Here is a 23,099-nt window from a genome sequence, read left to right on the forward strand (position 1 = left end):
GGCCTGCCCTCGGGATAGGCGAGGGCGGTTAGCGGCGCCTCAACCTAGCCCGGCCGCGCCTGTCTCGTTTCTGCCGCACCGCCTCGCCCTCGTGCCGGCGCATCTCGTCCGGCCAGTGACAGCCGACCTAGTTCCCGCCTACGCCAAGCGCAGACACTGGCCTGCGCCTCATGCCGATCCGCCGCGAACATCGGTTCTTCTACCCGATCGACTGGCGCGAGCTGTCGGCGGTGATCCGCTTCGGCCGCGCCAAGAGCCGGTGCGAGGCCAGTGGGCGCCCACACGGCCGGACGGTGTTCTGCCTCGATGACGGGCGGTGATGGGACGAGGAGGCGGCGGCCTGGCGCGATAGCGCTGGCCGAATCCTCGGCCTCATTGTCGGCGCCAACGACGTGCTCGCGACCGTCCGGACGACGCGCGTGGTGCTGGCCACCGCGCACCGGAACCACGACACCGCCGACAATACGCCGGCCAACCTCGCGGCATGGTGCCAGCGCTGCCACATGATCCACGACCGGCCGGAGCACGCACGGCGACGGTGGTTGACCGTGTTCCGGCGGAAGGCGCTCGGCGACCTGTTTCGCGGCCCCTATGGGTGAGGCGAGGCGCCGGTGCGATCTGTCCCTCAGGCTCCTACCGACGGGTCATTGCCAAGAGTTCGCGCGTGGGGATCGGCGCAGTCGAACGAATCACGATCTAGATTTTACGCAACGTTCATCACGACAAGAAGTCGGCCCCGTCGATAGGGATTTTGTCCAGGGCCATACGTCCTTCCGTTAGGCCATCCGGTCTAGACCGCGGGCTCGGGGGGGGCCCAGCGGAGTGGCGGTCGCTATGGCGGCTCGGACGGGTCTCGTCGGTAGCACGGCGCTCGGATGTTTACGTGCAGCCCAGCGCCTGCGCCGGGCGGATCGGGGCTCGGTCGCCGTGATCTTCGGCCTGTCGGCCACCGCCCTCGTCGGCATGGTCGGCGGGGCGATCGATTACGCCCGTCTCGTCTCGTCGCGGAGCAACCTCCAGGCCGCCGTCGATGCCGGCGTGCTGGCCGGCGGCAACGCCCTCAAGCTCGTGGTGTCGAACACCGATTCCATCATCGGCCTGACGACGCAGACGATTCAGACCGAGGCCAAGGCGAACCCGGCCTCGCCGGTCGCGATCCAAGTCACCGTGGGCGGCGACAAGACCAGCGTCACGGCGCGGGCGCAGCAGACCGTCAAGCTGATGTTCGGCCCCTTCGTGGGGCTCGGCACGATGGCGATCTCAGCGCAGGCCAAGGCGAGCGTCGTCGGCAAGATGCGCCTGTGCATGCTCGCCCTCGATCCGTCCGCCTCCGGCGCCTTCGCCGTGCAGCAGAAGGCGCAGGTCACGGCCTACGATTGCGCGCTCTATTCCAATTCGTCGAGCAAATCCGGCATGGTCGGCCGCAACGCCTCGATGGCGCGGGCTCAGACGATCTGCTCGGTGGGCGGCTTCGAGAACCAGAGCGCCAACTTCACGCCCAATCCGCAGACCGGCTGCCCGGTGATCCCAGACCCGTTGCGCGACCGCTCTAACCCGCAGATCGGCCAATGCACGCTGCTTGCTTCGATTTTGGCAAAGCTCGATGCCCTGACCGGGCCGAGCAAAGGCACTAACGTCATCGCAAGCAATACGACTATGAACCCCGGCACATATTGCGGCGGGTTGAAGATCACCAAGAAGGCTGTGGTAACGTTTAACCCTGGTATCTACGTGTTCAAGGACGGCCCGCTGATCGTCGACAAGGAGGCAACACTCTCAGGTACCGATGTCGGCCTGTTCTTCACCGGCAACAACTCGGGCCTGCTGTTCGACAAGAAGACCACCGTCAGCCTCACCGCCCCGACCACGGGCCCGATGGCCGGGCTGCTGATGTCGGAGGATGCCTCCGTCACCTCTCTGTTCGACCCGGTCGGCCTTGTCGACACCCTGGCCGGCGACAGCATCGCACCGACCCCACCGCCGCTGGTGACGCCGACCCAGCCGATGCGGATCTACCGCATCATCAGCGACAACGCCCGCACCATGCTCGGCACGATCCACCTGCCGTACGGGCGCCTCGTGATCGACTCGCAGCGGCCGGTCGCCGACATGTCGGCCTACACCGTCGTCGTCGCGCGCCAGATCAACCTCTACGAAGGGCCGAACCTGTATCTCAACGCCAACTACTCCGGCACCAGCGTGCCGGTGCCCAAGGGTGTCGGTCCAGTTTCAGGGCGGCTCCTGCTGAGTCAGTGACCCCTGCCCATAGCCCCGGCCACGGCGCGACCGCGACGTGTAGCGCTGGACGAGGTGAGGATAATCGATCCGCCCGACGAGCCTTCACGCGCCTACACCAGAGCGTCGGGGTGCAGGGCCGCTGTCCCGCTGAAGCGGCGCGGTATCAGAGGGCAGCCATCGTGCAGCCTGCGATGCTGCAGGCTGATCCTCGGCTCGCTCGTGTAGCTGCCGGCGGTGATCACGGTGCCGTGACAGCTCGGGCACCGCTTCGGCTTGTCGCGATGAGCTCGGTGCGCCTCGTTGGCTGGAACGCGCACCCATTCTCCATCGATCTTGACCTCACAGGGTGGAGAGGAGCGCTTAACCATTCCTCCCATTGCCGCCCGGAGGTGGCGGGACCAAGGTCGATCCGTCCGGTTGCGGGCTTATGACTAAAATGGCGAGGCCGGCGGCCCTGTATCCCTCGCCCGCCAGGACGAAGGGAGGGCGCCGGCCTCTTGTCCCTGCATCGCCTGCCAGGGCGATCAGGGGAACGCGGATCAGGGTCGCTCGCCGTAGCGGCTGAACAAGGTCGAGCCGTCGGGGAACGGGCGCTCGAAGGTCTCGCGAATTACCGCGACGCTCTTCGGCTCCGGGCGTCCGATCAGCTCGTGCATCTCCCTCGAATAGTCGAGCCAGCGACAGCCGGCGCGGCACCGTTGCTCGTGCGAGGCGGGTAGCCACTTCATGCGGGCCGTGAGTAGGGACGCGCGGACCTTCAACAACATCGCGCGCCGGAGCTTGGGCCAGGGCAGGATAGCCGGGGACGGGAGCGCGGTCGGCATCACAGGCCGACGATGAAGAGGGCGGGGAGCGCGGCAGCGGTCGCCACATTGCCCCGTCTTGCCTCGCGGCTGGAGCGGCTCATGGCCTCGCGGCGGAGCCGGCGCATCCTGCCGATGCCGCGGGCCAGAGAGTGCAGGCAGAGTGCCCAGGCAGCGCGCATGGTCAGGCGGGTTCTCACGAATGGGGCTCCGGGTCGGGGATCAGAGTTCGAGGTCGCAGTCGGCACCGCGGAGCCACACGACTTGCGAGGCGTGGCCCTCGGGGGCTCCGAGCGACGGTTCCGCGTCGGCGCCATCCTCGTCGTCGGGCTCCTCGTCCAGGCGGTCGAGGATAGCGATAAGTGCGTCGGCGTGGTCGAGGGCGGCTGACGCCGCAGCCTCGATCTCAGCGCGGAGCGCGGGGCCGGTGAGCACGTCGGTTCGCACGACAGGCGCCGGGGCGGGGCGGCGGAAGGTGAGCAGGTTGTCGGTCACCGCTCACGCCTCCGGCGGGATGCGAAGACCGGACGGGCCGCCCGTGATCGCCAGCAGATCGCGCACCATCCCGTCACCGAGGCCCTGCGGCCAATCCACGTCGATGCTGGAATTGCGCTCGGCGATGCGCGCCTTGAGCCGTAGCCCGGCCAGCGTGCGCGCTGGCATGGCGGCAACCCGGTCCTCGATCTCAACCAGATCGTCGAGCGCGTCGTTGCTCTCGGCCTCGGCGTCGTCGATGCCGGTTTGTTTGCGGTACTCTTCGGCGCGGTTTCGCCACTCCTTGAAGTCGGCGCCCAAGCCCTCCGGCCGCTCGCTGGGATAGCTGGCGCTGGCTGTCGCAGCCCTCTCGATTTCCTCCTGTTCCTCGGATCGCTGTTCGTAGAGCCGGCGCGCAGCTTCCCACGGCTCTACGAGCGCGATCAGCTCAGCGTCGTGGGCCGGGAGGGAGGTGGACACCTCGCTCCCGTCATCCGGGTCCGGCTCGTCGCCGTAGACCAGGGCGTGAAGCTCACGGATGCGGGAGGAGTGCGCGGCCTCGGCCATGCGCAGCTCGCGGCGAAGGGAGAGGATCTGCAACTCCTCCAAGCGCGCCCGCGGCGTGGCCCGCGCCGCCTCGATCTCGTTCGGCATGAACCGGGAGAAGTTGCCGGACAGCGCGTCCGTCGCCTTGTCGGATGTCCAGAGCGAGGCGCCGGGCGCGATGTGCAGCGCTTCCATGTCGGCATCGCTGAGACGGCTCGCGGCATCGACAGCACGACAGGCGGCGCCGAACGCCTCCAGGGCCTCGGGCGAGCCCGGCGCGGGTAGAGCCGCGCCCATGGTCCCAAGGGAGAACGGAATGGCGTTGGTCGGATCAAAGCTCTCGTGACGGCCCATGGCACGCTCCTGATGAGGCGCATGTCCATCGGCTGCGGAGGTGCGGCCGGGTTCGCCTCCTCCTGCATCGTGCATCTTCTGCACTGGTGCCTTGAAGGTGCGCGCACTGCGATCCGCAGTACTTCCTGACGGTAGGGATGCTGAAGAAGGTTGATCGGTAATCTCAACGCACCGCTGGCCGCGGATTACGCGCGCCGCAGTAGCCTTCAGAGCGGCGGCGCGCTGCTTGAGGGTCGGGCGGTTCGGGTCGCGGCGGAGCGGGTTGCGCAGGTTGAGAGAGGGCACGGCGGCCTCCTTGGCTCACAGGATGCAGGGACGTGCGGCGAGGGGCGCCCCGCCGCGTGGCGGGGTCAGCGGTTGGCGCGAAGCCAGCGGTCGATGGTTCTGCTGTGCTGCTGCTGCACTCGGGCGAGGGCTTGCAGCTCGGGTTGGGCGTCGAGGCCGGCGACCTTTGTGTTCGGCCAGACGAAGCCCAATTCGTCGTGACTGCACGGGCTCGGTATCCACTTGATACGCCCGCCGGCCTTCTCCCAAGCGGCAACCCAAGCTGCTGCGTCGAAGTCGGATACAGGCAGAGGCACACCCGCGACGGCAGCAGCGCTACACATCAGGGCGCTATGGTCGTCCGCCGTCTTCTGAGGCTCGTCCGCGAGGGCGAGCCGCACATGGACGGCCAGCCCTTCCGGGGTCGTCGCGGTCAGGTCGCGAATGTCGATCCGCAAGCCTCTGACCTTCGCCGCAGCGGACGCGGCTTCGTCCTTGAGGCGGTTATAGTCACTCGCCGCGTAGGCCTTCGCCACCTCGGCATCGAAGGCGTCCGCGATCGGCAGCAGTGCACGCCAGCGGCGGACATCATGCGGGGTCTGGCCGCCCCGGCCGAGATACCGGACGGCATTGGCGATGGCGTAGCGTAGCCCCGCGCCGGTCCAGGCGTGTTGCCAGCGCTGATGATCCTCGGGCAGGGCGCGCGCCTCGAAATCTGTCGAGCGCATCTTCGTGCCGCAGTGCCACTCGCGAACCTCTGGCGGCTCTCGGCCGTAGACGGTCGGATGAGTCAGCCCCCAATCGCGGAGCGAGGGGGCGAGTTCGATGGGGCGCCGGAGCAGGGCGGCCTCCACGATGGCCCATGCCGCTTCCCGCGCCTCTCGCGCCTTTGTGCTGGCCTCGATCGCGCGATCCAGGGCGGCCCCGAGGTCGAGCAGCGCGCGGTCGGGATGCGGGTCGGCGATGAGCGCTGGGAGCGCCAGGGGCGGCGCCTCGGCGGTGAAGGCCGCGGGCGTCGCGGCGCGGGCCAGGACGGGCAGCGGGATCGCGGCGGCGACCGAACCGGCGACGAGGGCCCGGCGCTGCTGGTTGGCCTCGCCCTGCCCCGCCGGGCGGGTGAGCAGACGCGCGAGGCCGGATTTCAGGGTGGCGGCGCGCTCGCGAAGGCTGGGCTTGTCGGCGGGGCGGGGCTGGCGCTTGAAGGGGTTGCGCATGGCTAGGGATCTCTTGTCGGGAGGACAGGAGCCGGCGGCGCCTCGGCGCGCCGGCCGGGCGGGGTCAGAGGAGCGAGGCGAAACCGACGAAGCCGCAGCCGCCGACGATCAGGACCAGGGCGGCCAGCACGTCGGCCGCGCAGTCGAGGGCGCGGACGAACCGGACAGCGGTGGGCGTGGCGGTGGCGTAGGGCTCGGCGGTCGAGGTCGAGGCCGAGACGGGCCGAAGGTCGATCACCGGGCCGATGAGGCGGCCGGACGGGAGCGCCAGGGGCAGGCGCTTGATACGCTCCACGCCGAGACAGCGGGACAGATCGGCCTCGCGGGCCTGGGCGATGCTCCACGCGCTCGGGCCGCCCTCGGCGCTGTAGGCGTCGGCGTTGGGCGCCTCCTCGGACAGGAACCAGCGAAGGTGCCGGATCAGGCAGAGCATCCCGGCGCGCGTGGCGCAGGGGGTCGCGAGCATGGCGTGCAGCGCGTCGAAGGTCACGGCATCGGCGGCCTCGCTTGCTTCGCCGTCCGGCGCGACCTGTAAGACGGCGTAAGCCTCCTCGTGGCGCTCGATGGCCGCAAGGATGGGGTCGGCATGGAACGGCACGCGGTCGCCGTCGGCGGGTCGGCTGCTGAAGTCGGGAAGGGTCAGGGCGTGCGTCATCGTTCGGGCTCCGGTGAGGGCTCGTTGCGGTGGTGGGTCGGTGGTGAAGGGCAGGAGGCGCCGCGCGGGCGCGGGTTCAGGAAGGCGCGGGAGGCTTGAGCGCCGGCGGCAGCGGCGGGGCCGGAGGCGCGCCGGGCCGGGCGAACACCTTGCGCAGGCGGCGGCGCGCGTGGCGGGCCGTATCGGGATCGCCCGACAGCTCGGCCCGTTCGGCATAGTAGGCGACCAGGGCGGACGCCTCGTCGGCCGTGGCGGGCGTCAGGGCGTGAAGCGCACGGCGGGCGCTGTACCGCTCAGCCAGCACGCCGGAGCGGTATGCGCGCCAGTAGGTGGGACGCGGGGCGTCGGGGCCGAAGGCGGTGAGGGTGTCACGGCCTGCCTGCCGGTGAGCGGAGTCGGCGAGACGGGCCCGCCGGATCGCGGCGGCGAGCGGATCGGGCCGGGCGGCGCGAGCGGCGGGCGGGGTCGCCACGGCGGACAGCACGACGGCGAGGACGACGCGTCGGGTGGGGCGAGCGGCCATCAGACGGCCCCCTCGGGCAGGGCCGCGAGGACGTGGCGCAGGTACATCGCGCCCGCGCAGTGAGGTTCGTTCAGTTCGGCCTGATCGGCGTAGAAGCGGACCAGCGCGCGGAAGCCGTCGGCGGTGGTGGGCCGGATGGTCCGCAGGGCGTTGAAGGTGTCGCTGGCGGTATCGGCCGCCTCGTCGGCGCGGCGCACAGCGGTCTCGTCGTCCTCGTTCAGGCCGGACAGCGCGGCGGCAAGAGTGGCGTCGGTGGCCTTAGCGTGCGCGATGGCGGCGAAGATCGGGTCGGCGGGAGCCGGGCGCGCGGGGCGCACCAGGGCCGGAAGGGTGAACGCGGCGACTATGGCGCGGCGCGTGAGGGCGGAGAGCATTGGTCGGGCTCAGTGCGCAGCAGCGGAGCGGAGGGACTTGGCGAACTGCCATGCGGCCTTAAGCGAGACCGACATGGCGACGGCCCAAGTCGAGCCGTACTGAAGCTGATGCGCCTTCGCGGCAGCGGCAGCGGCCGACATGATGCCGGCGCGGTCGAAAGCGCCGGTCGGGGTGATGAGCGAGGCGCGGCCGACGCGCACCGCGACCCTGATCCGCTCGCGCGAGCCGAGGAAGCCCTGGGGGACCTGCACGCGGTCGTTCCGCATGTCGCGGAGGGCGGAGGACCAAGAGAGGGTGCGGCGAGACATTGGAAGCCCCATTGATCGAAAGCATCAATGTGATACTTATAGATCATCAAGGCCGCTCCGTCAATCCATTTGGATCTCTATGAGCCAAAAAGATCAAAAATCGGTGTCAGGCAGGCAGATCGCAGCCGCTAGGACTCTGCTCGGGATTGGTCAGGCTGAGTTGGCCGCGTCGGCCTCAATTTCAGTCCCCACCCTCAAGCGGATGGAGGCGGCGGAAGGCCCGGCTGCTGGTATGGCCAACAACGTGAAGGCGGTTGTCTCCGCCTTGGAAACCGCTGGCCTAGAGTTCATTCCCGAGAACGGGGGCGGGGCTGGAATCAGGTTCCGCAACCGCGCTGACGGCACTCGCGATGAGCATTGAAGCGGCTGCGGTGAACGAGCCGATGGTGGATCGGCAGCAGCCGGATGCAGATCCGCGCAGCACGCCCGCCTTGATCGTCGCGGCCGTCCGCGAGGCAAGCGCTCAGTTCGCCGATTTGCTGCGGCTGGCCAGGATCGAGGTGCACGGTAACCTGAAGGCTATCGCTACGCTCGCAGGGCTGTTCGGCGGCGCGCTGCTGCTCGTCCTCGTCTCGCTGGTCCTGCTGTTGATCGCGCTGCGGGATGCTATCGCGGCGCTGATCGGTTCCGACGTCTTTGCGGGCTTGATTGTAGCTCTGCCGTTCCTCGCGGCCGCAGCCTTCCTAATGTGGGCTGGCCTTCGCAGGATGAGCCTGCAATCTGCCCGGTCGTAAGTGCAGCATGGCTCCGCGGCAGCGGCGCCTACCTGGCCTTTATGCCGCCGAGATGTCGTGGCGCGAGGACAACCGTCTCCTGCCGAACGGCGCGCGGTACGAGAAGATTGCCGGGCTGGCGATGAGGCGCGGGCCGTCGGTGGATCTGTGCGGGTACTGGCAGCGGCACATTAAACGCGCGGCCTAGGGGCGTTTAATTGCGATGCTTCGTCGTAGTGGCACCGGATTCAATGCCGTCATCCTCGATTGAGCAGGCATCATTTCCGCCTTAGGTTGGGCTGCATCCTAAGGCGCTAACGGTCACACAAAATAGCCCATGGCAGACCTAAAAGAAATTTCGGATCGTCTGGGCGCAGCGTTTGCGAAAAAATCCCGCAACCAATGGATTGCGTCTCTCGCTGCCAAAATAATGTTTGCCGTGTTTTCAACTATTAGCGTCATAGCTCAGTTTACGGGCGAGCAAAATTTTACAGCATCCAACTACGTTGGCATTGGCAGCGCGGCCGTGGCCGTGCTTGGCGCCATCTTTATTGCTGTGGCAGAAAAAGATTCCTCAGATGAATTGGAAATCGCGCGACAAGCAGTTGTGGCCGCGCAGGACGAAAGGCAAGCTTTACAGCAGGCGATCTGGGAATATGCAGATATTGATGAATTTAACAATGAGCAAATTAGAGCCAAAGAGCTATACCAAGCCGTTAATACAATGCGGGGCGTTATCGAGGCGACTATACATGAAGATTACGTTCCAGTCCAGCGATCAATATCAATATTGCTGGAAACTGCAAGCCGGTCCCTCGATATAGCGATAGGATATCGTACTGCCGAGCATCACACACTTTGCGTTTATCAGACTATGCAGGCGGACAATGGGGATAAGTATCTGCAATGCATAGCCCAGTCGCGAACGGTTCCCTGTAATATTGATGACGCCCGTAGATGGCCGAGCGGCGTGGGTGTTGCGGGCGCGGCCTTGGCAAGAGGCACAGAGGTTGTCGTTCCTGATATGAACGCGCTCCAGATAGGCACGCTCTACGCCGACTTAGTAAAAAACGAGGATGCTGAGCGATATCGCTCAATCGCTGCCGTGCCCATCCTAGCGCACGGGCATGGCAGCGCATGGGGGGTCGTCGTAGGCACGAGTGACCAAGCCAACCATTTTGAGGTTGGCCCGGATCATACGGGCGTCCAAACGGTTGAGGCCGTACGAGCGCTTGCCGGCATGGCGGCGTTGGCGGTAAGAACGGATCAACTGCGAGTCTCGTGCGGGCACACGCCGTCCGAGGCCCATCGTAACGGTTAAGTTAAACTCTAAGCGCACCGTAGGAGGGTGTCATCAGATGGCGGCCGGTATGGTCATTTCTCAGGAGTCCGTGGTTGATCGGCGGCTTGAGGACCTGCTCGCCAAGCTTGTCGCCGACAAGGCCTCTCCGGCTGAACGCGAAGAAATTGCAAAGCTCACTAAACGTCGATCAATGTTAATGTATTCGCCCGCTTTGCGGCCCTCGCGAGCTCTCAATCGTCGTCGCCATCGACTGGTTGAAGCTTAGGCGCTTTTTCTTGGTTGCCAAGCTGCCGAGTTTGCCCCCTGCAAGATAAACTCAAGCCCGCACCCACCCCTTCAACTCCCCCTCAATCGCGACCTCCCGCACCAGTTCGCGCTGCTTGAGCTTCCACATGCACGCGATGACACGCTTGCGGATCATCTGATCGACCATCCTGACGGCCTGCGGGTGCTGGTGCGCCGGAGCAAGACGGATCAGGGGGGGGGGGGGCGGCACCAAGAAGGCGATCCCGCACGGGCGCTTCGTCCGGCCGATTGCGCTGCTGCGCGAATGGCTCGATGCGGCGGGGATTACCGAGGGGCCGCTGTTCCGGCTGGTTTCGCGGTCGGGGCGGGTACGCTCCCCGTCGGTTCGAATGCGGAAGGGGGATTCGAACCTTCAGCACCTCGCCTCACGACCCTGACGGTGGCGGACATCATCAGCGGCACGCTGAGACGGCCGGGCTCGATCCGGCGCTGTTTGGGGCGCATTCCCTGCAGATCAGCTTCATCACCACAGCCGCCGAGCGCGGCGCCGACATGACCCGTATCATGGACGTGTCGGGGCGCCGCGATCCGCGTACGGTGGTACGCTATATTCTTCGGACGAATGCATCTAAGGACTACGCGGAGGGATGAGGATGAGGGTTCTGGCTTCCGGTGCGCTACTGGCGATGATGTTCAGCCCGAGTGCACCAGCCTCCGCACAAGCATTTGGTAATTGGACGGTTGGGGGCGGACAAGGATATGTCGAATATATTGTTCGTAGCGGTCCCGGAAACAGTTTTAATATAAGTTGTGACGTGGGCGCCTCCCTGGAGGGGGAGGAGAAGAAGACGAGTATTTTTGTTGAGATTGTTGGTAGGGCCCCACCCCCCAAATCTCAAGTGCAAGTTTTTTTGGACGGAGCATCGGTTCAGCTATTTGCAGATGCACAAGGCTTGATATCCACAGGTTGTCATTCCTGCTCAGACAATTTCGCTTTCCTCTGGGCAAAGGCGCGGAAATCCAAGCAGATGATCATTTCGCTATCTGATGGACGGAGCGCCACATTCCAACTCAACGGCGCTGCGAAGGCTCTTACACCGAAGCACTGCACGACGGGCTTTGAGAGCTAGAGGATAAGGCAGGATGATCGCGAGCGGGCTCGACATGAAGCCCGCTCGTCGCAACCTATCAGGCAATCAGCCGGCTGCACTGTTGGGTGATGTGCCCGCGCAGCGCGCGGGCGGCCATGGCGTAGGTGTTAAGGGTGCCGCTGCGGTCCTCGCCGATCCAACGGGCTGGCAGCAGGCTCTCAAGGTGGCGTTGCTCGATGCCCGGCATGGTGTCCGAACAATTCCAGAGCAGGCCGCACAGGCGCGAAAGGGTCACGGGGCGGTCGCGTACATCGACCGTCGGCTCGTCGGTCCCTTCCTCCCACGCCTCGTAAGCCTCGATCGCTTCGAGGAACGCGTTGCGGAGATCGCCAGGGGCGTGGCCGCCGCGGGCGGGGGTGTAGCGGGAGTGGATCAGAACAGCTTGAGACATAGACACACCTGTCGCGAGAAGTGCCTCCAAGACGCTTTGCGCCTTGCCGCGAACAGGGAAGCCCGGTGCCTGTGGAGACGAACCGCCGGGGCCTGCCAACCTCGGCGCCGATATGGCGGCGCGTCACGGGTCGCACTCGGTTGATGGCGAGCCAATCAACCGCAGGCCGAATATGGATCAGTCGCGAAAGCCGGGCAAGGCAGGCGGTCCCGTCAGTGTTCGGTCGCGTAGCGGACCGCCCACTGCTCGACGGTGATCGGCGGCTGCATCAGATAGATCACGCTGCCCTTCACTGACGCGCGGCCGTCCCGCACCCACTGGCGACAGTTGCGAACGGCGTCGGCTGCCTCTTCGTCCTCGACGGGGTAGCTCGCGAGGATCTTGGTCGGGACGCCGGCGTGCCGTTCGGCCTCGTGCCGTTCTAGCCGGCGGCGAAGGTCTGCTAGGCTGATGCGTGAAGGCTCCTCAAGTTCGGGTCGATGATGCGCCATTCGATCAGGAACAGAGCGGACAGGTCGATGCTGGCGAGTTGCCCGGCGCGAACCTCGTCGTCCTCGGTGAGGATGCGCAGCACTATGCGGGAATGCGACCACACCGATCTGCGTTGCTTCAAGGGAGCGACGATATCCCCAGCCCGTCCTGATCGCTCGGCAAGCGTTTAATCTGCTGGACAGGGCCGTGCTCCGACGAAGCAAAGACCACTCGCGGCAATGAGCAAAACCGGCTTTCAGGCTTCCCGTATTGCAGGTGTAGCGGCATAATATATTTGTGGAACGATTACACGGTGTTGCGGTCAGGGCCGTCTGCATGGGCAAGAGCGTTGAAAAGGTGGGTGCCTCTCAAAAGCCCCTGAAGCGAGAGCCGACACCGCAGGAGCAGCGGGGCATCGACAAGGCGTTCGCCTACTGCCGGAGCCGGACGCCGCCGCTCACCTTCGATATCAAAAAGGCGGAGGGGTCCGACATCACGGTCGGCATCCCCCACAACAACGCGGGCGGCTTCATCGCGCAGCAGCGGGCTACCTTCGGCACCGTTTCGCAAGATTTCGCTGACCGAGCCGGCGGTGAGGTCGGCAACGCCCTCAGGGATCGCGGGCAACCATTGCCTTCCCCCAAAGCCCTAAACGCAGGCGTTGCGGCCGTCGCTGGCATCGAGCCGAAGAACGAGCACGAGGCCATGCTGGCGGTTCAGATGGTCGGCACCCACGCCATGGCGATGGATATGATGAACCTCGCCAAGCAGACAGAGTCGATCGACCGGATGGAGCGCTACGGCAACCTCGCGACCAAGTTCCTGCGCACCTACACGACCCAGATGGAAACGCTGGCGAAGCTCCGGCGTGGGGGCGAGCAGACCGTGCGGGTCGAGCACGTCCACGTCTACCAAGGCGGTCAGGCCATCGTCGGACAGGTGACGCAGGTAGGGGGCCAGCGGCGGGGGATCATCGAAAATGGAAACCAAGCCCATGCACCTACCGAACCGCGAGCCCTCGCAACTGCGTCTTTCGGCGCGGTGCTGTGCCAGGACACGGGCGGGACTGGAATGCCGGTCGCCAGCGGTGGGCGGGAAGAAGCGGTGCCGGATGCACGGCGGAGCCGCCGGAAGCGGAGCGCCGAGCGGTGAGCGGAACGGGGCCTACCGGCACGGGCTGAAGACGCAGGAGGCGATGGCCTTCGAGCGCGAGGCACGGGCATTCCTGAGGCGGTGTTGCGAAGTGATGCGCGCGGAGCTTCAGGGCTGAGGATGCAGCCGCGCCCCGAGCGACAGACCTGTTGTGATTTGTTGAGGTCTGAGGGGTTTTTGGAAGCGCACAACGCGAGGGACAGCTTCTCCAGCAGTACGCCCGCGCGAGGGGCCGGGCCGGGGCATGCTTTGATTTCCGGGGAGTTTTTGGTAGCGAGCCCAGACTTTGAGTTCCGAAATCAAACGGCGCCCACGAAAGCACCCCGACCTGTCAAAACTTGGCATCGGCCTAAGACGGGCCGCTGCTCCTAATGCCTCTTCGTGGCTTTTGCTGGCTTTTCGTCACATCCTGCACGGGACTGGCCCGACCCGCGGTAATACCCGTCGAAATGCGTCCGGGGAGTTTTCGGTAGCCGTATACGCGTGGGGGAAATCAGCCTCTTCCGCACATTCCGCACCAGTCCACGCGCGGGATACTGTCTTGGCACCCGCGCTCATTCGCTCGATTGCGATGCGTCCTCGTATTCAGCAAGGCCGTCGAGAACCGCATTAAAGTTTATCATGATAAGCTCGCGGGTCTTGTCCATTCCTGGCGCCGCGTTTTTCTCCGCGAAGTCAAAAAAGTTTGGCAGAACATCGAACAAGTGTCGCAGAACCGCAGCGCGCACCTCCCTGCTTTTACTGAAGTCATCCGCAGTTGCTCGTTCACGCCCCAACGCCTGTCTCAGGCCATACGATAAATCCATAGTAAACCGCATCATCTGCGGCCCGCCGAACAACGTCTCCAATGTGTCGATGGTGTTGGAACACGCATTTCGGGCAAGCTTATCTATTTCATAGGACCGCTCCAGGCGACGCTCAATCTCTTCGCTAATCGATCGCTCCCCCTCCTCCGACGACTGCTTGAGCTTTTCATGGAGGCCGTCTCGCACGCGGAAGGTGAGTGTGGGGCGCTTCTCCGTACCCGGATATTTGCGCGGCCGACCCATCCTCTTCTTAGGCGTCTCACTGCTCATCACCGTCTCTCCCGGCCTTTCGCCGTTGATGTGCTAACACCGCGAAAAGTCGTTGACAACGGGCCAAGGGCGTGTTCCTTCACTTCATGCGGCGCTTTCACCGCAATTAGTGAGGGCTCGATGAGCAGTGACATCATGAAGGTGCTGACCGAGGCGACGGTCGATGTGCCGCTGGCAGGTCGCGTGTTGGGTCTCGGAACAAACGCGGCTTATCGAGCCCGTCAGGCCGGCGACATCCCGTCCATCAGAGTTGGCGGGAGGTTCAGAGTTCCGACTGCAAAGCTTCGCGAGATGCTGGCGCTTCCGCCGACTCCGATGCCCTCGGCGCCCACCGCAGCCTGAGGGAGCCCGCCGCTGGTGGGCCGATGCCCGCCAGCATCTGCAACGCCCTGTCGCGCAGACAAAAAAGGCCCCGACACGGGGTCTCCGCGCGGGGCCGAAAAGGTCGATTTGCATGACCACGCATAAGCGAACCGCTCGTCGTAGGCAATCCGTTCCGACGCTCCCACCTGATCTTCCGGCACCCGAAAGTCAGCGCACCCGCGTCGTACTCGGCCGGGTCCGCAGTCCGGCGCTCGCTGCTGTCATTGCGGGGCATGCGTTCGGCGTGCCGGAACATTGGAGCGTGTCTCGATGAGCGCCGTTTCCGATTTGATCCGCGAGGAAATCGCTCTCCAACTCTCGCAGGTCGCAGCATTCGCCGCGGCCGGCTCCGCTCAGGCGCAAGTCGGCAATGATCACGCTCTCGCCTTCGAGGTGCGGTGTGCGGCGGCTTCGTTGATGGCCGTGGCTGGATTGGTCGAGCACCTTCGACCCTCCCGTCAGCAGGGGGAGCGAGCAGCATGAGCGCTGCTGTGCCTGTTTCCCCCCAGAAGCGAGACCTCGCAATGGGAGGCGCGTGACCGATGCCGCGCCGCCCGCCCCACCGAGATCAAGGCCTCTTCCCCTGCGAGGCCGAGATCGCGCGTCGCCTCAGCCAGGAGCCATCGGAGTGGGCGGCGAAGGCCATCGTTCTGGAGCGCGATGGTCTCCCACGCGTCGATCCCCTGATGGGTGGCCGCTACTGGCCGTCTGTCCAAGCCTACTGGAATCGGCGCTACGGTCTCTCCCACGTCGAGGCACCTGCCCTCGACGGACAGGAGAACCTTGATGCCCTCTGAACTCAACGCGCCCGGCCTAAAGCGCCGGAAACGCAAAACCGGTCCCGATGCCGGCTACTGGGTCGCCCGGGCCGATCTGGTGAAGGCCGGCTATCGGCCAGAGACCGTGCGGCTGCCCTACAGCCTCGACGATCCGGCACAGCATGCGCTCATCACCGCGACGTGCATGCGCCTACAGGCCGAGATGCTGGAATGGTCATCTGGTCGGGGCCGCGAGACAAACCGTTTCGACGGCACGATCCGCGGCCTGTCGCGCCGCTATCAGGTCGACGAAGCGAGCCCCTTCCGTCGGCTCAAGCACACGACGCGGGAGAAGGACGTTCACGTCCTTCGGATCATCGAGAAGGCCTTTGGCGACAGAGCACTCGACGCCCTGAAGCTGGAAGACTTCTGGCGTTGGTACAACGCGGCGAAGAAGCCGAAGACGCCCGGCGGTCCCGAGCGGGTGCGCCGAGCCTGGGGCATCATGAAGAAGCTTCGGGAGATGGTCTCCTACGGCGTGTCGGCCGAGTTGGCAGGCTGCACACGATTGAAGGCGATCCTCGCCGAGGTGCAGTTCCCGCAACCGGCCCGGCGGCGCGTCACGCTCGACCTCGCCCACGTCCAGGCTTTCATCCCGAAAGCGATCGAGATGGGGCGCCTCTCGTTGGCGCTGGCTACCGCCGTCCAGTTCGATACGGCGCTTCGCCAGAAGGACGTGATCGGCGAGTGGGAGCCGATCCCCAAGGGAGAAGCTGCGACCGGCATCCTGCTCAATGGGCATCGCTGGGTTCGGGGCCTGACCTGGGCCGACGTGATCCTCGACGGCGTGACCCGGAAGGTCACTTCGAAGACGGGTGCCATCGCGGCTCACGATCTGAGGCTCTGCCCGCACGTCCAAGCGGTCGCGGCAGAGATCCCGGCCGAGCGCCGGGTAGGCCCGCTGATTGTCGATGAGAAGGCTGGCCGGCCCTACGCCGGGGACGCGTTCGGTCGCGAGTGGCGGATCGTAGCGCGGGCCGCCGGCATCCCGGATGCGGTCTGGAACATGGATGCCCGTGCCGGCGCCATCACCGAGGCCGAGGACGCAGGCGCCGATCTCGACGACGCGCGGGCCGCAGCCGCTCACACACAAGCTTCGACTACGGCGCGCTACTCGCGCGGCGCGGTCGGCAAATCACGCAAAGTGGCGACGCTTCGCATCGCCCACCGGAGCGTGAAGAACGAGGCCTGAACGGGCCTTGGGGAACGCGATAGGGAACATGGGGAACGCGAGGTCAGCGGCAGTGCGTTAGAAAGGCTGACGCTTCAACGAGTTAGTTGGAGCGGGCGATCGGGATCGAACCGACGACATTCAGCTTGGGAAGCTGACGTTCTACCACTGAACTACGCCCGCGCCGGGGGCTCCGGTCGTCGTCCCGGCGGGCCGGGAGGCGGAGGAGCGCCGCGCTCCCTGGTTCTAAGCGTTGGCGGGCGGCTGTCCACCCTAAAAATGCGTCATCGTTCGGGCCGGCGGGCGCCCGTGGAGCGGCCGGCGATCAGCCAGTAGGTGAGGCCCGAGGCGGCGCCCGTGGCGAAGAGGAGAGCGGAGAGCCGTGCTTCCGCCACCGCCGCCGGGCCCGCGGGAAAGGTGGCGCCGCGGGCGAGCCAGGGCAGGGTCGCGGTGAGCCCGGCGCAGGCGCCGCCGTACCAGAGGGCCGAGCGCAGGCCGAACAGTGCGCCGATGAGCGCGACGAGGACCGGGGGCAGCACGACGAGGAGGGCGAGGGCCTGAGCCAGGAACGCGAGCATCAGCGCGGCCATGTCCGGCGGCAGGCCCGCCGACAGGTCCATGAGCCCGGCGAGCAGGCCGGCGAGCCCCAAGCGGCCGAAGGTCTCGCGCAGGGCGGGATCGAGCAGCACCCCGCCGATCAGCGCCAGCGCGCCCGCGGGGATCGCCATCAGCAGGGCGAGGGTGGTGAGGAGGATGCGGCCGAGCATCCCCTCGGGCTAGCCCACGCCGGTCGGCCCGTCGATGACCCGGCGCACCCGGCGGGCCAGCTCCATGCGCTTGTAGGGCTTGTTGATGATCTCGAACTCGGTGCCGCCCGCGTCGGTGCGCTCCAGCGAGGCCTCGGCGTAGCCGGTGGTGAGCAGCACCTTGATCCGGGGCTGGCGCTCGCGGGCGGCGCGGGCCAGCATGACGCCGTTCATGCCGCCGGGCATGATCAGGTCGGTGAACAGGAGATCGATGCGGGCCTCGCCGTCGAGGATGTCCAGCGCCGCCTTGGGCCCGTCGGCGATCGTGACCCGGTAGCCGAAATCCTCCAGGATCGTGCCCGCGGTCGCGGCCACGTCGGGCCGGTCGTCGACGACCAGCACCGATTCGGTGCCGTGCCGGTCGGCGGCGCGCTGGCTCGGCACCCGCTCGTCCTCGACCTTCTGGTCGGAGGCCGGGAACAGCAGGCGCACGGTCGTGCCGTGGCCGACCTCGGAATAGAGCTTGACCGAACCGCCCGACTGCTTGGCGAAGCCGTAGACCATGGCGAGCCCGAGCCCGGTGCCCTTGCCCTCGCCCTTGGTGGTGAAGAACGGCTCCATCACGCGGTTCAGGATCTCGGCGGGCATGCCGGTGCCGGTGTCGGTCACCGAGATCACCACGTAGGCGCCGAGCGGCACGGTCTTGTAGAGGGCGGCGTCCTCGTCCTCGATCAGCAGGTTCTCGGTCCGCACCGTCACGGTGCCGCCGTCGGGCATCGCGTCGCGGGCGTTGATGAGCACGTTGAGCAGCGCGACCTCGGCCTGGGTCGGATCGATGCGCGTCGTCCAGAGATCGGGCGCCGGCACGGTCTTGAGCGTGATCGACTCGCCCAGCGTGCTGCCGATCATCTCGCTCATGCTCTCGACGAGGCCGTTGAGGTTCAGCAGTCGCCCCTCCAGCCGCTGCTTGCGCGAGAAGGCCAAGAGCTGGTGCGTCAGCTTGGCAGCCCGGTCGGTCGCCGCCCGCACCGCCTCCGCGGCCCGGCGCAGGCGCGCGGGGTCAATCTCGGGCCGCTCCAGCTGGGCCAGGATCACCTCGTTATGGCCGGAGACGACCTGCAGCAGGTTGTTGAAGTCGTGCGCGATGCCGCCGGTGAGCTGGCCGAGGCTCTCCATCTTCTGCGCCTGATACAGCGATTCCTCGGCGTCGCGTCGGCGCGAGACGTCGAGCTGCGAGCCGAAGAAGTAGACAAGTTCCCCCTCGCGGTTGAACACGGGGCTGACGAACAGTGCGTTCCAGAACGACGAGCCGTCCTTGCGGTAGTTCAGGATCTCGGTCGAGAACTCGCGTTGCTCGGCGATCGCCTCGCGCACCTCGGCCACCGTGTCCCGGTCGGTCTCGGGGCCTTGCAGGAAGCGGCAATTGGAGCCGACCAGTTCCTCGACCGAATAACCGGTCATCCGCAGGAAGGCGCGGTTGGCGAAGATGATCGGGTTGTCCGGCTGGTGCGGGTCGGTGACGATCATCGGCATCCGCGTCGTCTCGACGGCGGCGAAGAAGATGTCATGGTGCTGATCGACGACGCCGGACGGGCCGCTGCCGGTCACCGACGGGTTCTGGCCGGGCGTCTTCGGCTTCTCGGGCGAGGTCGGCATCGTGTGGGAGTTCCCGCGGGGTCACGACCCGGCGGGCCGGGCTTCGCCTCTCAATCCGACGATGCCGGAAGACGTTCCACGGGTAACGGCGGCTTCGACGACCGGTCAACGATGCAAAGTTACGCACCGACAAACAAAAATTTGATCGAAATCCAGGAACCGGAACAGATTTCGGCGGAAAACAATTTTGTATGAAACCATACAAAACATGAGCGGGGCCCGTCGAAACGATCCGGCGCCGGCAGGGCGGCGCCGGATCGTTGTCAGATTCAGACGTGGATCGCGCGCTTGTCGACGGCGAGCGCGGCTTCCTTCACGGCTTCCGTCAGCGTCGGGTGGGCGTGGCAGGTGCGGGCGATGTCTTCCGCCGAGGCTGCGAACTCCATCGCCACCGCGACCTCGGCGATGAGGTTGCCGGCATCCGCCCCGACAATGTGGACGCCGAGCACGCGGTCGGTGGTCTCGTCGGCGAGGATCTTCACGAAGCCGTCGGTGGTGCCGTTGGCCTTGGCGCGGCCGTTGGCCGTGAAGGGAAATTTGCCGGCTTTGTAACCGATCCCGTCCTTCTTCAGTTCCTCCTCCGACTTGCCGACGGAGGCGACCTCGGGGAAGGTGTAGACGACGTTCGGGATCACGCCGTAATTCACGTGGCCGGCTTGGCCCGCGAGGATTTCGGCGACCGCCACGCCCTCGTCCTCGGCCTTGTGGGCGAGCATCGGCCCGGCGATCACGTCGCCGATGGCGTAGATGCCGGTCACGTTGGTGGCGTAGTGGCTGTCGGTCCGGATGCGGCCCTTCTCGTCGGTGGCCACGCCCACCGTGTCCAGCCCGAGTCCCTCGGTGTAGGGCACGCGGCCGATGGCCACGAGCACCACGTCGGCCTCGATCTTCTCCGCCTCGCCGCCCTTGGCCGGCTCGACCGTCACCGTCGCGCCCTTCTTGGCGGTCTCGACGCCGGTCACCTTGGTCGAGAGCTTGAACACCATGCCCTGCTTGGCGAGGATGCGCTGGAACTGCTTTCCGACCTCGCCGTCCATGCCGGGCAGCACCCGGTCGAGATACTCGATCACCGTCACCTCGGCGCCGAGCCGGCGCCAGACCGAGCCGAGTTCGAGCCCGATCACGCCCGCGCCGATCACCACCAGCTTCTTCGGCACCTCGGCGAGTTCGAGGGCGCCGGTCGAGGAGACGACCGTCTTCTCGTCGATCTCGACACCGGGCAGCCGGGTCACGTCGGAGCCGGTGGCGATGACGATGTTCTTCGTCTCCAGCACCTGGGTGCCGCCGTCGTCCGCGATCACCTCGACGCGGCCCGCGCCTGCGATGCGCCCGCGGCCGTGGAAGGCCTCGACCTTGTTCTTCTTCAGCAGGAACTCGACGCCCTTGGTGTTGCCGTCGACGCCGCCCTGCTTGAACGCCTGCATCTTCTTGAGATCGAGCTTCGGCGTGCCGACGTCGATGCCGAGCTCACCGAAATGCTTGTTGGCCTCTTCGAACGCCTCCGAGGCGTGCAGCAGCGCTTTCGAGGGGATGCAGCCGACATTGAGGCAGGTGCCGCCATGGGTCGCCCGCTTCTCCACCACGGCGGTCTTCAGCCCGAGCTGAGCCGCCCGGATGGCGCAGACATAGCCCCCGGGGCCGGTGCCGATGACGACGAGATCGTAGGACATGCGGGTTCGTTCCGATGGTGAGCGCTGTCCGACGAGGCCGATGGCGTTTCACCGGGAGAAAGCGCGTTGAAGCAAAGACTGAGCGGCGCGCCCCGACAGGGCGGGGGCGAACACCGCGCTAAGCGTGCATGTTGGCGACCAGCTTCTGAAGCTTGGCCTGATTCTCGGATTTCATGCGCAGATTGTAGGAGTCGAAGTCGATTTCCTCGCCGCCATCGCCGACCCAGCCAATCGAGTGCCCATACTCGTCGATGGAGAATTTCCGAAAGTTCTCCGACTTCTGCAGATACGTGAAGATCTTGCCGCGATCGATCGTCGGGCGCAGGTCCACGATGCCCTCGTACCCATCGTCCCAGACGATCTTAAGCACGCCCTGAATGACGTATTCGGCTGCCGTGATCCGTGGAAGGCGCTTCATGGAATCTTCCCTGGATTGATGTCGGACTGTGCCGTGACCCATGCCAGCATCAGCGCGGCCTTGCGAGGCGTCGCCCAATCCACGACTTTACGGTACTGCGACCTCGGCAACGACCCCACGATGATCTTCAGGGTTTTTATGTCGATCAACGCTTCATGCTCGGCATATTTCGCATGAAAGTGCGGCGGCACATGATCGTCGTTGTAGAACCAGATCGCGATCCCATCGATGATCGCAACGACCGGCATGGCCTCAACGGCTTTCGCAGGAGAGTGCAGTCATGCCGGCCGTGCGCATGATCCGAACGCCTCAGAGGTCGAGCACGATCCGCGCCGGGTCCTCCAGGGCTTCCTTGACCCGCACGAGGAAGGTCACGGCCTCCTTCCCGTCGACGATGCGGTGGTCGTAGGAGAGCGCCAGATACATCATCGGCCGCGCCTCGATCTTGCCGCCTCGCACCACCGGCCGCTCCTCGATGCGGTGCATGCCGAGGATGCCGGATTGCGGCGCGTTGAGGATCGGGGTCGACATCAGCGAGCCGTAGATGCCGCCGTTGGTGATCGTGAAGGTGCCGCCCTGCATCTCCTCGATGGAAAGCTTGCCCTCGCGCGCCTTCTTGCCGAAGCCCGCGATCTTCTTCTCGATGCCGGCGATCGACAGGTCGTCGGCATCGCGCACCACGGGGACGACGAGGCCCTTGTCGGTGCCGACGGCGATGCCGATGTGGTAGTAGTTCTTGTAGACGAGGTCCTGCCCGTCGATCTCGGCGTTGACCGCCGGCACGTCCTTGAGCGCGCCGATCACCGCCTTGGTGAAGAAGCCCATGAAGCCGAGCTTCGTCCCGTGCTTCTTCTCGAACACGTCCTTGTACTGCGAGCGGAGCGCCATCACGGCGCCCATGTCCACGTCGTTGAACGTGGTCAGCATCGCGGCCGTGTCCTGGGCGGACTTGAGGCGCTTGGCGATGGTCTGGCGGAGCTTGGTCATCCGCACCCGCTCCTCGCGGGCGGCGTCGTCCGGGGCGGACGGGGCGCGCGGGGGCGGCGGGGCCTTCGTCTCCTGAGCCGGCGCCTTGTCGCCGCCTTTGGCGATGGCGGCGAGCATGTCGCCCTTGGTGGCGCGGCCGTCCTTGCCGCTGCCGTTCAGCGAGGCCGGATCGACGCCGGATTCGCGGGCGAGCTTGGCGACCGCCGGGCCGCTCTCGTCGGCGCCGCGACCGGCGGCGGCGGGCGGGGCGTCGCCGTGGCTGCCGTAGGAGGCCGACGATTCTTGCGCTGGCTTCTCGGCCTTGGCGGGCTGGGCCTCACCCTTCTCCGTGCGGGACTCGGCCTTGGTCTCGGCCGGCTCGGCGCTCTTCGGCGCAGCCTTTTCCGCCTTACCAGCACCCTTGCCGCCCTCGACGATCGAACCCAGCACCGCGCCGGGCTCCACCGTCTCGCCGTCCTTCACCAGGATTTCGCCGAGTTCGCCCGCCGCCGGGGCGTTGACCTCCAGCGTGACCTTGTCGGTCTCCAACTCCACCAAGGGCTCGTCGGCGGCCACCGTGTCGCCGGGCTTCTTGAACCAGCGGCCGATCGTGGCCTCGCTCACGGATTCGCCGAGCGTCGGGACGAGGATGTCGGTTGCCATGGTGTCTTCCGCCCCCTTACGGGGGCCTCCTGTTCAGGATTCGGTGACGGCGGGCCTCACGGCTGCCGCAGGATCAGGGATGGAACGGGCGCGAGCGCGTAGGCGAAGCCGGCCTGCGCGCCGATGACGGGGTCGGCCGCGCCGAGGGCTTCGGCCGCAGCCTCGTCCGCGGCCTCGACGAGGGCCAGACCCCAGGTGTTGCCGGGCTCGAACACCGGGCCCACCGCGATCGCCCTCCCCTCCCCGGCCTGCGCGATCCAGTAGGCCGCGTGCTCGGAGAACAGCGCCTTCTCGGTCTCCGTCGCGTCGAACGGGAAGCTCGGACGCGGCGGGGTCAGGCGGAGGAGGAAGTAGGGCATCGCGGGAGGGCC

28 protein-coding genes, 1 tRNA gene and 1 pseudogene are annotated in these 23,099 nt (G+C 66.3%); 11 read left to right on the forward strand and 19 right to left on the reverse strand.

Annotated features, from left to right (window positions below):
- The first annotated feature begins 170 nt into the window (after positions 1 to 170).
- Both AAHG03_RS09590 and AAHG03_RS09595 read left to right on the forward strand, forming a co-directional pair.
- A pseudogene (locus AAHG03_RS09590) lies at positions 171 to 599 on the forward strand (hypothetical protein).
- A 235-nt stretch (positions 600 to 834) separates the two neighbouring features.
- Positions 835 to 2,256, forward strand: a complete 1,422-nt coding sequence (locus AAHG03_RS09595) for a pilus assembly protein TadG-related protein (RefSeq protein ID WP_342150401.1) — start codon at positions 835 to 837, stop codon at positions 2,254 to 2,256.
- 805 nt (positions 2,257 to 3,061) lie between these two features.
- On the opposite strand, the gene AAHG03_RS09600 is transcribed toward AAHG03_RS09595, so the two are convergent.
- The 8 genes from AAHG03_RS09600 to AAHG03_RS09635 all read right to left on the reverse strand — a co-directional run bounded on the left by AAHG03_RS09600 (position 3,062) and on the right by AAHG03_RS09635 (position 7,697).
- Positions 3,062 to 3,241, reverse strand: a complete 180-nt coding sequence (locus tag AAHG03_RS09600; RefSeq protein WP_342150402.1) for a hypothetical protein — start codon at positions 3,239 to 3,241, stop codon at positions 3,062 to 3,064.
- A 22-nt stretch (positions 3,242 to 3,263) separates the two neighbouring features.
- The gene (locus AAHG03_RS09605) at positions 3,264 to 3,536 is read right to left on the reverse strand and encodes a hypothetical protein (RefSeq protein WP_342150403.1); all 273 of its coding nucleotides are present in this window, start codon (positions 3,534 to 3,536) and stop codon (positions 3,264 to 3,266) included.
- Between the two features lie 3 nt (positions 3,537 to 3,539).
- Entirely contained in the window at positions 3,540 to 4,700 is a 1,161-nt protein-coding gene (locus AAHG03_RS09610) for a hypothetical protein (protein ID WP_342150404.1), read from the reverse strand.
- Positions 4,701 to 4,765: 65 nt separating this feature from the next.
- On the reverse strand, positions 4,766 to 5,893 hold the full coding sequence (locus tag AAHG03_RS09615) for a hypothetical protein (protein ID WP_342150405.1): 1,128 nt from the start codon (positions 5,891 to 5,893) through the stop codon (positions 4,766 to 4,768).
- Positions 5,894 to 5,957: 64 nt separating this feature from the next.
- A complete protein-coding gene (locus AAHG03_RS09620) occupies positions 5,958 to 6,548 on the reverse strand; it encodes a hypothetical protein (RefSeq protein WP_342150406.1) in 591 nt (196 codons plus the stop codon).
- A 76-nt stretch (positions 6,549 to 6,624) separates the two neighbouring features.
- Complete coding sequence (locus AAHG03_RS09625; protein ID WP_342150407.1) at positions 6,625 to 7,071, reverse strand: penicillin-binding protein; 447 nt, start codon at positions 7,069 to 7,071, stop codon at positions 6,625 to 6,627.
- A complete protein-coding gene (locus tag AAHG03_RS09630; protein WP_342150408.1) occupies positions 7,071 to 7,445 on the reverse strand; it encodes a hypothetical protein in 375 nt (124 codons plus the stop codon). The genes AAHG03_RS09625 and AAHG03_RS09630 overlap by 1 nt, the downstream gene beginning before the upstream one ends.
- Positions 7,446 to 7,454: 9 nt before the next feature.
- Complete coding sequence (locus AAHG03_RS09635) at positions 7,455 to 7,697, reverse strand: hypothetical protein (RefSeq protein ID WP_342150409.1); 243 nt, start codon at positions 7,695 to 7,697, stop codon at positions 7,455 to 7,457.
- A 407-nt stretch (positions 7,698 to 8,104) separates the two neighbouring features.
- Here AAHG03_RS09635 and AAHG03_RS09645 point away from each other — a divergent pair, with 407 nt between their 5' ends.
- The 4 genes from AAHG03_RS09645 to AAHG03_RS09660 all read left to right on the forward strand — a co-directional run bounded on the left by AAHG03_RS09645 (position 8,105) and on the right by AAHG03_RS09660 (position 11,146).
- A complete protein-coding gene (locus tag AAHG03_RS09645; RefSeq protein ID WP_342150411.1) occupies positions 8,105 to 8,488 on the forward strand; it encodes a phage holin family protein in 384 nt (127 codons plus the stop codon).
- Between the two features lie 316 nt (positions 8,489 to 8,804).
- Positions 8,805 to 9,788 carry a GAF domain-containing protein gene (locus AAHG03_RS09650; protein WP_342150412.1) on the forward strand — a complete coding sequence of 328 codons (984 nt, stop codon included), beginning with the start codon at positions 8,805 to 8,807 and terminating at the stop codon, positions 9,786 to 9,788.
- A gap of 37 nt (positions 9,789 to 9,825) precedes the next feature.
- Positions 9,826 to 10,035 carry a hypothetical protein gene (locus tag AAHG03_RS09655; RefSeq protein WP_342150413.1) on the forward strand — a complete coding sequence of 70 codons (210 nt, stop codon included), beginning with the start codon at positions 9,826 to 9,828 and terminating at the stop codon, positions 10,033 to 10,035.
- Positions 10,036 to 10,669: 634 nt separating this feature from the next.
- Entirely contained in the window at positions 10,670 to 11,146 is a 477-nt protein-coding gene (locus tag AAHG03_RS09660; RefSeq protein ID WP_342150414.1) for a hypothetical protein, read from the forward strand.
- A 58-nt stretch (positions 11,147 to 11,204) separates the two neighbouring features.
- Here AAHG03_RS09660 and AAHG03_RS09665 read toward each other — a convergent pair whose 3' ends face one another.
- Both AAHG03_RS09665 and AAHG03_RS09670 read right to left on the reverse strand, forming a co-directional pair.
- Positions 11,205 to 11,558: a BRA0787 family protein gene (locus AAHG03_RS09665; protein WP_342150415.1), complete on the reverse strand. Its 354-nt coding sequence runs from the start codon at positions 11,556 to 11,558 to the stop codon at positions 11,205 to 11,207.
- Positions 11,559 to 11,770: 212 nt separating this feature from the next.
- Positions 11,771 to 12,049, reverse strand: coding sequence for a hypothetical protein (locus AAHG03_RS09670; protein WP_342150416.1), 279 nt, complete (start codon positions 12,047 to 12,049; stop codon positions 11,771 to 11,773).
- A 316-nt stretch (positions 12,050 to 12,365) separates the two neighbouring features.
- On the opposite strand from AAHG03_RS09670, the gene AAHG03_RS09675 reads away from it, so the two are divergent.
- Positions 12,366 to 13,181, forward strand: a complete 816-nt coding sequence (locus AAHG03_RS09675) for a hypothetical protein (protein ID WP_342150417.1) — start codon at positions 12,366 to 12,368, stop codon at positions 13,179 to 13,181.
- Positions 13,117 to 13,299 (forward strand): hypothetical protein, encoded by a 183-nt coding sequence (locus AAHG03_RS09680; protein WP_342150418.1) that lies wholly within the window; start codon positions 13,117 to 13,119, stop codon positions 13,297 to 13,299. Before AAHG03_RS09675 ends, AAHG03_RS09680 begins: the two co-directional genes overlap by 65 nt.
- A gap of 436 nt (positions 13,300 to 13,735) precedes the next feature.
- On the opposite strand, the gene AAHG03_RS09685 is transcribed toward AAHG03_RS09680, so the two are convergent.
- Entirely contained in the window at positions 13,736 to 14,257 is a 522-nt protein-coding gene (locus AAHG03_RS09685; RefSeq protein ID WP_342150419.1) for a hypothetical protein, read from the reverse strand.
- A gap of 120 nt (positions 14,258 to 14,377) precedes the next feature.
- On the opposite strand from AAHG03_RS09685, the gene AAHG03_RS09690 reads away from it, so the two are divergent.
- The 3 genes from AAHG03_RS09690 (at position 14,378) to AAHG03_RS09705 (ending at position 16,630) form a co-directional block, all read left to right on the forward strand.
- Positions 14,378 to 14,599: a helix-turn-helix domain-containing protein gene (locus AAHG03_RS09690; protein ID WP_342150420.1), complete on the forward strand. Its 222-nt coding sequence runs from the start codon at positions 14,378 to 14,380 to the stop codon at positions 14,597 to 14,599.
- Between the two features lie 291 nt (positions 14,600 to 14,890).
- Positions 14,891 to 15,103: a hypothetical protein gene (locus AAHG03_RS09695; protein ID WP_342150421.1), complete on the forward strand. Its 213-nt coding sequence runs from the start codon at positions 14,891 to 14,893 to the stop codon at positions 15,101 to 15,103.
- A 303-nt stretch (positions 15,104 to 15,406) separates the two neighbouring features.
- Positions 15,407 to 16,630: a site-specific integrase gene (locus AAHG03_RS09705; RefSeq protein WP_342150422.1), complete on the forward strand. Its 1,224-nt coding sequence runs from the start codon at positions 15,407 to 15,409 to the stop codon at positions 16,628 to 16,630.
- An 87-nt stretch (positions 16,631 to 16,717) separates the two neighbouring features.
- Here AAHG03_RS09705 and AAHG03_RS09710 read toward each other — a convergent pair.
- The 8 genes from AAHG03_RS09710 to AAHG03_RS09745 form a co-directional block, all read right to left on the reverse strand.
- Positions 16,718 to 16,792, reverse strand: a tRNA-Gly gene (locus AAHG03_RS09710).
- Between the two features lie 101 nt (positions 16,793 to 16,893).
- Positions 16,894 to 17,376, reverse strand: a complete 483-nt coding sequence (locus AAHG03_RS09715) for a hypothetical protein (protein ID WP_342150423.1) — start codon at positions 17,374 to 17,376, stop codon at positions 16,894 to 16,896.
- Between the two features lie 9 nt (positions 17,377 to 17,385).
- Positions 17,386 to 19,011: a hybrid sensor histidine kinase/response regulator gene (locus AAHG03_RS09720; RefSeq protein ID WP_342150424.1), complete on the reverse strand. Its 1,626-nt coding sequence runs from the start codon at positions 19,009 to 19,011 to the stop codon at positions 17,386 to 17,388.
- 269 nt (positions 19,012 to 19,280) lie between these two features.
- Positions 19,281 to 20,681, reverse strand: coding sequence for a dihydrolipoyl dehydrogenase (gene lpdA, locus AAHG03_RS09725; protein WP_342150425.1), 1,401 nt, complete (start codon positions 20,679 to 20,681; stop codon positions 19,281 to 19,283).
- A 118-nt stretch (positions 20,682 to 20,799) separates the two neighbouring features.
- Positions 20,800 to 21,099: a DUF2442 domain-containing protein gene (locus AAHG03_RS09730; RefSeq protein ID WP_342150426.1), complete on the reverse strand. Its 300-nt coding sequence runs from the start codon at positions 21,097 to 21,099 to the stop codon at positions 20,800 to 20,802.
- The gene (locus AAHG03_RS09735; RefSeq protein ID WP_342150427.1) at positions 21,096 to 21,347 is read right to left on the reverse strand and encodes a DUF4160 domain-containing protein; all 252 of its coding nucleotides are present in this window, start codon (positions 21,345 to 21,347) and stop codon (positions 21,096 to 21,098) included. The genes AAHG03_RS09730 and AAHG03_RS09735 overlap by 4 nt, the downstream gene beginning before the upstream one ends.
- Before the next feature lie 61 nt (positions 21,348 to 21,408).
- Complete coding sequence (odhB, locus tag AAHG03_RS09740; RefSeq protein ID WP_342150428.1) at positions 21,409 to 22,728, reverse strand: 2-oxoglutarate dehydrogenase complex dihydrolipoyllysine-residue succinyltransferase; 1,320 nt, start codon at positions 22,726 to 22,728, stop codon at positions 21,409 to 21,411.
- 56 nt (positions 22,729 to 22,784) lie between these two features.
- The gene (locus AAHG03_RS09745; RefSeq protein ID WP_342150429.1) at positions 22,785 to 23,087 is read right to left on the reverse strand and encodes a YciI family protein; all 303 of its coding nucleotides are present in this window, start codon (positions 23,085 to 23,087) and stop codon (positions 22,785 to 22,787) included.
- Positions 23,088 to 23,099: the final 12 nt, after the last annotated feature.

Origin of the sequence: Methylorubrum subtropicum, from assembly GCF_038442325.1 — a bacterium.
Taxonomy (GTDB): domain Bacteria; phylum Pseudomonadota; class Alphaproteobacteria; order Rhizobiales; family Beijerinckiaceae; genus Methylobacterium; species Methylobacterium subtropicum.

Bases quoted from the DNA above. Each gene is read 5' to 3' on its own strand.
- AAHG03_RS09595 (WP_342150401.1), top strand. From the start codon at position 835: ATGGCGGCTCGGACGGGTCTCGTCGGTAGCACGGCGCTCGGATGTTTA.
- AAHG03_RS09660 (WP_342150414.1), top strand. From the start codon at position 10,670: ATGAGGGTTCTGGCTTCCGGTGCGCTACTGGCGATGATGTTCAGCCCG.
- AAHG03_RS09675 (WP_342150417.1), top strand. From the start codon at position 12,366: ATGGGCAAGAGCGTTGAAAAGGTGGGTGCCTCTCAAAAGCCCCTGAAG.
- AAHG03_RS09705 (WP_342150422.1), top strand. From the start codon at position 15,407: ATGCCCTCTGAACTCAACGCGCCCGGCCTAAAGCGCCGGAAACGCAAA.
- AAHG03_RS09655 (WP_342150413.1), top strand. From the start codon at position 9,826: ATGGCGGCCGGTATGGTCATTTCTCAGGAGTCCGTGGTTGATCGGCGG.
- AAHG03_RS09715 (WP_342150423.1), bottom strand. From the start codon at position 17,376: ATGCTCGGCCGCATCCTCCTCACCACCCTCGCCCTGCTGATGGCGATC.
- AAHG03_RS09735 (WP_342150427.1), bottom strand. From the start codon at position 21,347: ATGCCGGTCGTTGCGATCATCGATGGGATCGCGATCTGGTTCTACAAC.
- AAHG03_RS09690 (WP_342150420.1), top strand. From the start codon at position 14,378: ATGAGCAGTGACATCATGAAGGTGCTGACCGAGGCGACGGTCGATGTG.
- AAHG03_RS09720 (WP_342150424.1), bottom strand. From the start codon at position 19,011: ATGCCGACCTCGCCCGAGAAGCCGAAGACGCCCGGCCAGAACCCGTCG.
- AAHG03_RS09625 (WP_342150407.1), bottom strand. From the start codon at position 7,071: ATGGCCGCTCGCCCCACCCGACGCGTCGTCCTCGCCGTCGTGCTGTCC.
- AAHG03_RS09650 (WP_342150412.1), top strand. From the start codon at position 8,805: ATGGCAGACCTAAAAGAAATTTCGGATCGTCTGGGCGCAGCGTTTGCG.
- AAHG03_RS09670 (WP_342150416.1), bottom strand. From the start codon at position 12,049: ATGGCGCATCATCGACCCGAACTTGAGGAGCCTTCACGCATCAGCCTA.
- AAHG03_RS09620 (WP_342150406.1), bottom strand. From the start codon at position 6,548: ATGACGCACGCCCTGACCCTTCCCGACTTCAGCAGCCGACCCGCCGAC.
- AAHG03_RS09685 (WP_342150419.1), bottom strand. From the start codon at position 14,257: ATGAGCAGTGAGACGCCTAAGAAGAGGATGGGTCGGCCGCGCAAATAT.
- AAHG03_RS09645 (WP_342150411.1), top strand. From the start codon at position 8,105: ATGAGCATTGAAGCGGCTGCGGTGAACGAGCCGATGGTGGATCGGCAG.
- AAHG03_RS09745 (WP_342150429.1), bottom strand. From the start codon at position 23,087: ATGCCCTACTTCCTCCTCCGCCTGACCCCGCCGCGTCCGAGCTTCCCG.
- lpdA (WP_342150425.1), bottom strand. From the start codon at position 20,681: ATGTCCTACGATCTCGTCGTCATCGGCACCGGCCCCGGGGGCTATGTC.
- AAHG03_RS09730 (WP_342150426.1), bottom strand. From the start codon at position 21,099: ATGAAGCGCCTTCCACGGATCACGGCAGCCGAATACGTCATTCAGGGC.
- odhB (WP_342150428.1), bottom strand. From the start codon at position 22,728: ATGGCAACCGACATCCTCGTCCCGACGCTCGGCGAATCCGTGAGCGAG.
- AAHG03_RS09615 (WP_342150405.1), bottom strand. From the start codon at position 5,893: ATGCGCAACCCCTTCAAGCGCCAGCCCCGCCCCGCCGACAAGCCCAGC.
- AAHG03_RS09630 (WP_342150408.1), bottom strand. From the start codon at position 7,445: ATGCTCTCCGCCCTCACGCGCCGCGCCATAGTCGCCGCGTTCACCCTT.
- AAHG03_RS09695 (WP_342150421.1), top strand. From the start codon at position 14,891: ATGAGCGCCGTTTCCGATTTGATCCGCGAGGAAATCGCTCTCCAACTC.
- AAHG03_RS09665 (WP_342150415.1), bottom strand. From the start codon at position 11,558: ATGTCTCAAGCTGTTCTGATCCACTCCCGCTACACCCCCGCCCGCGGC.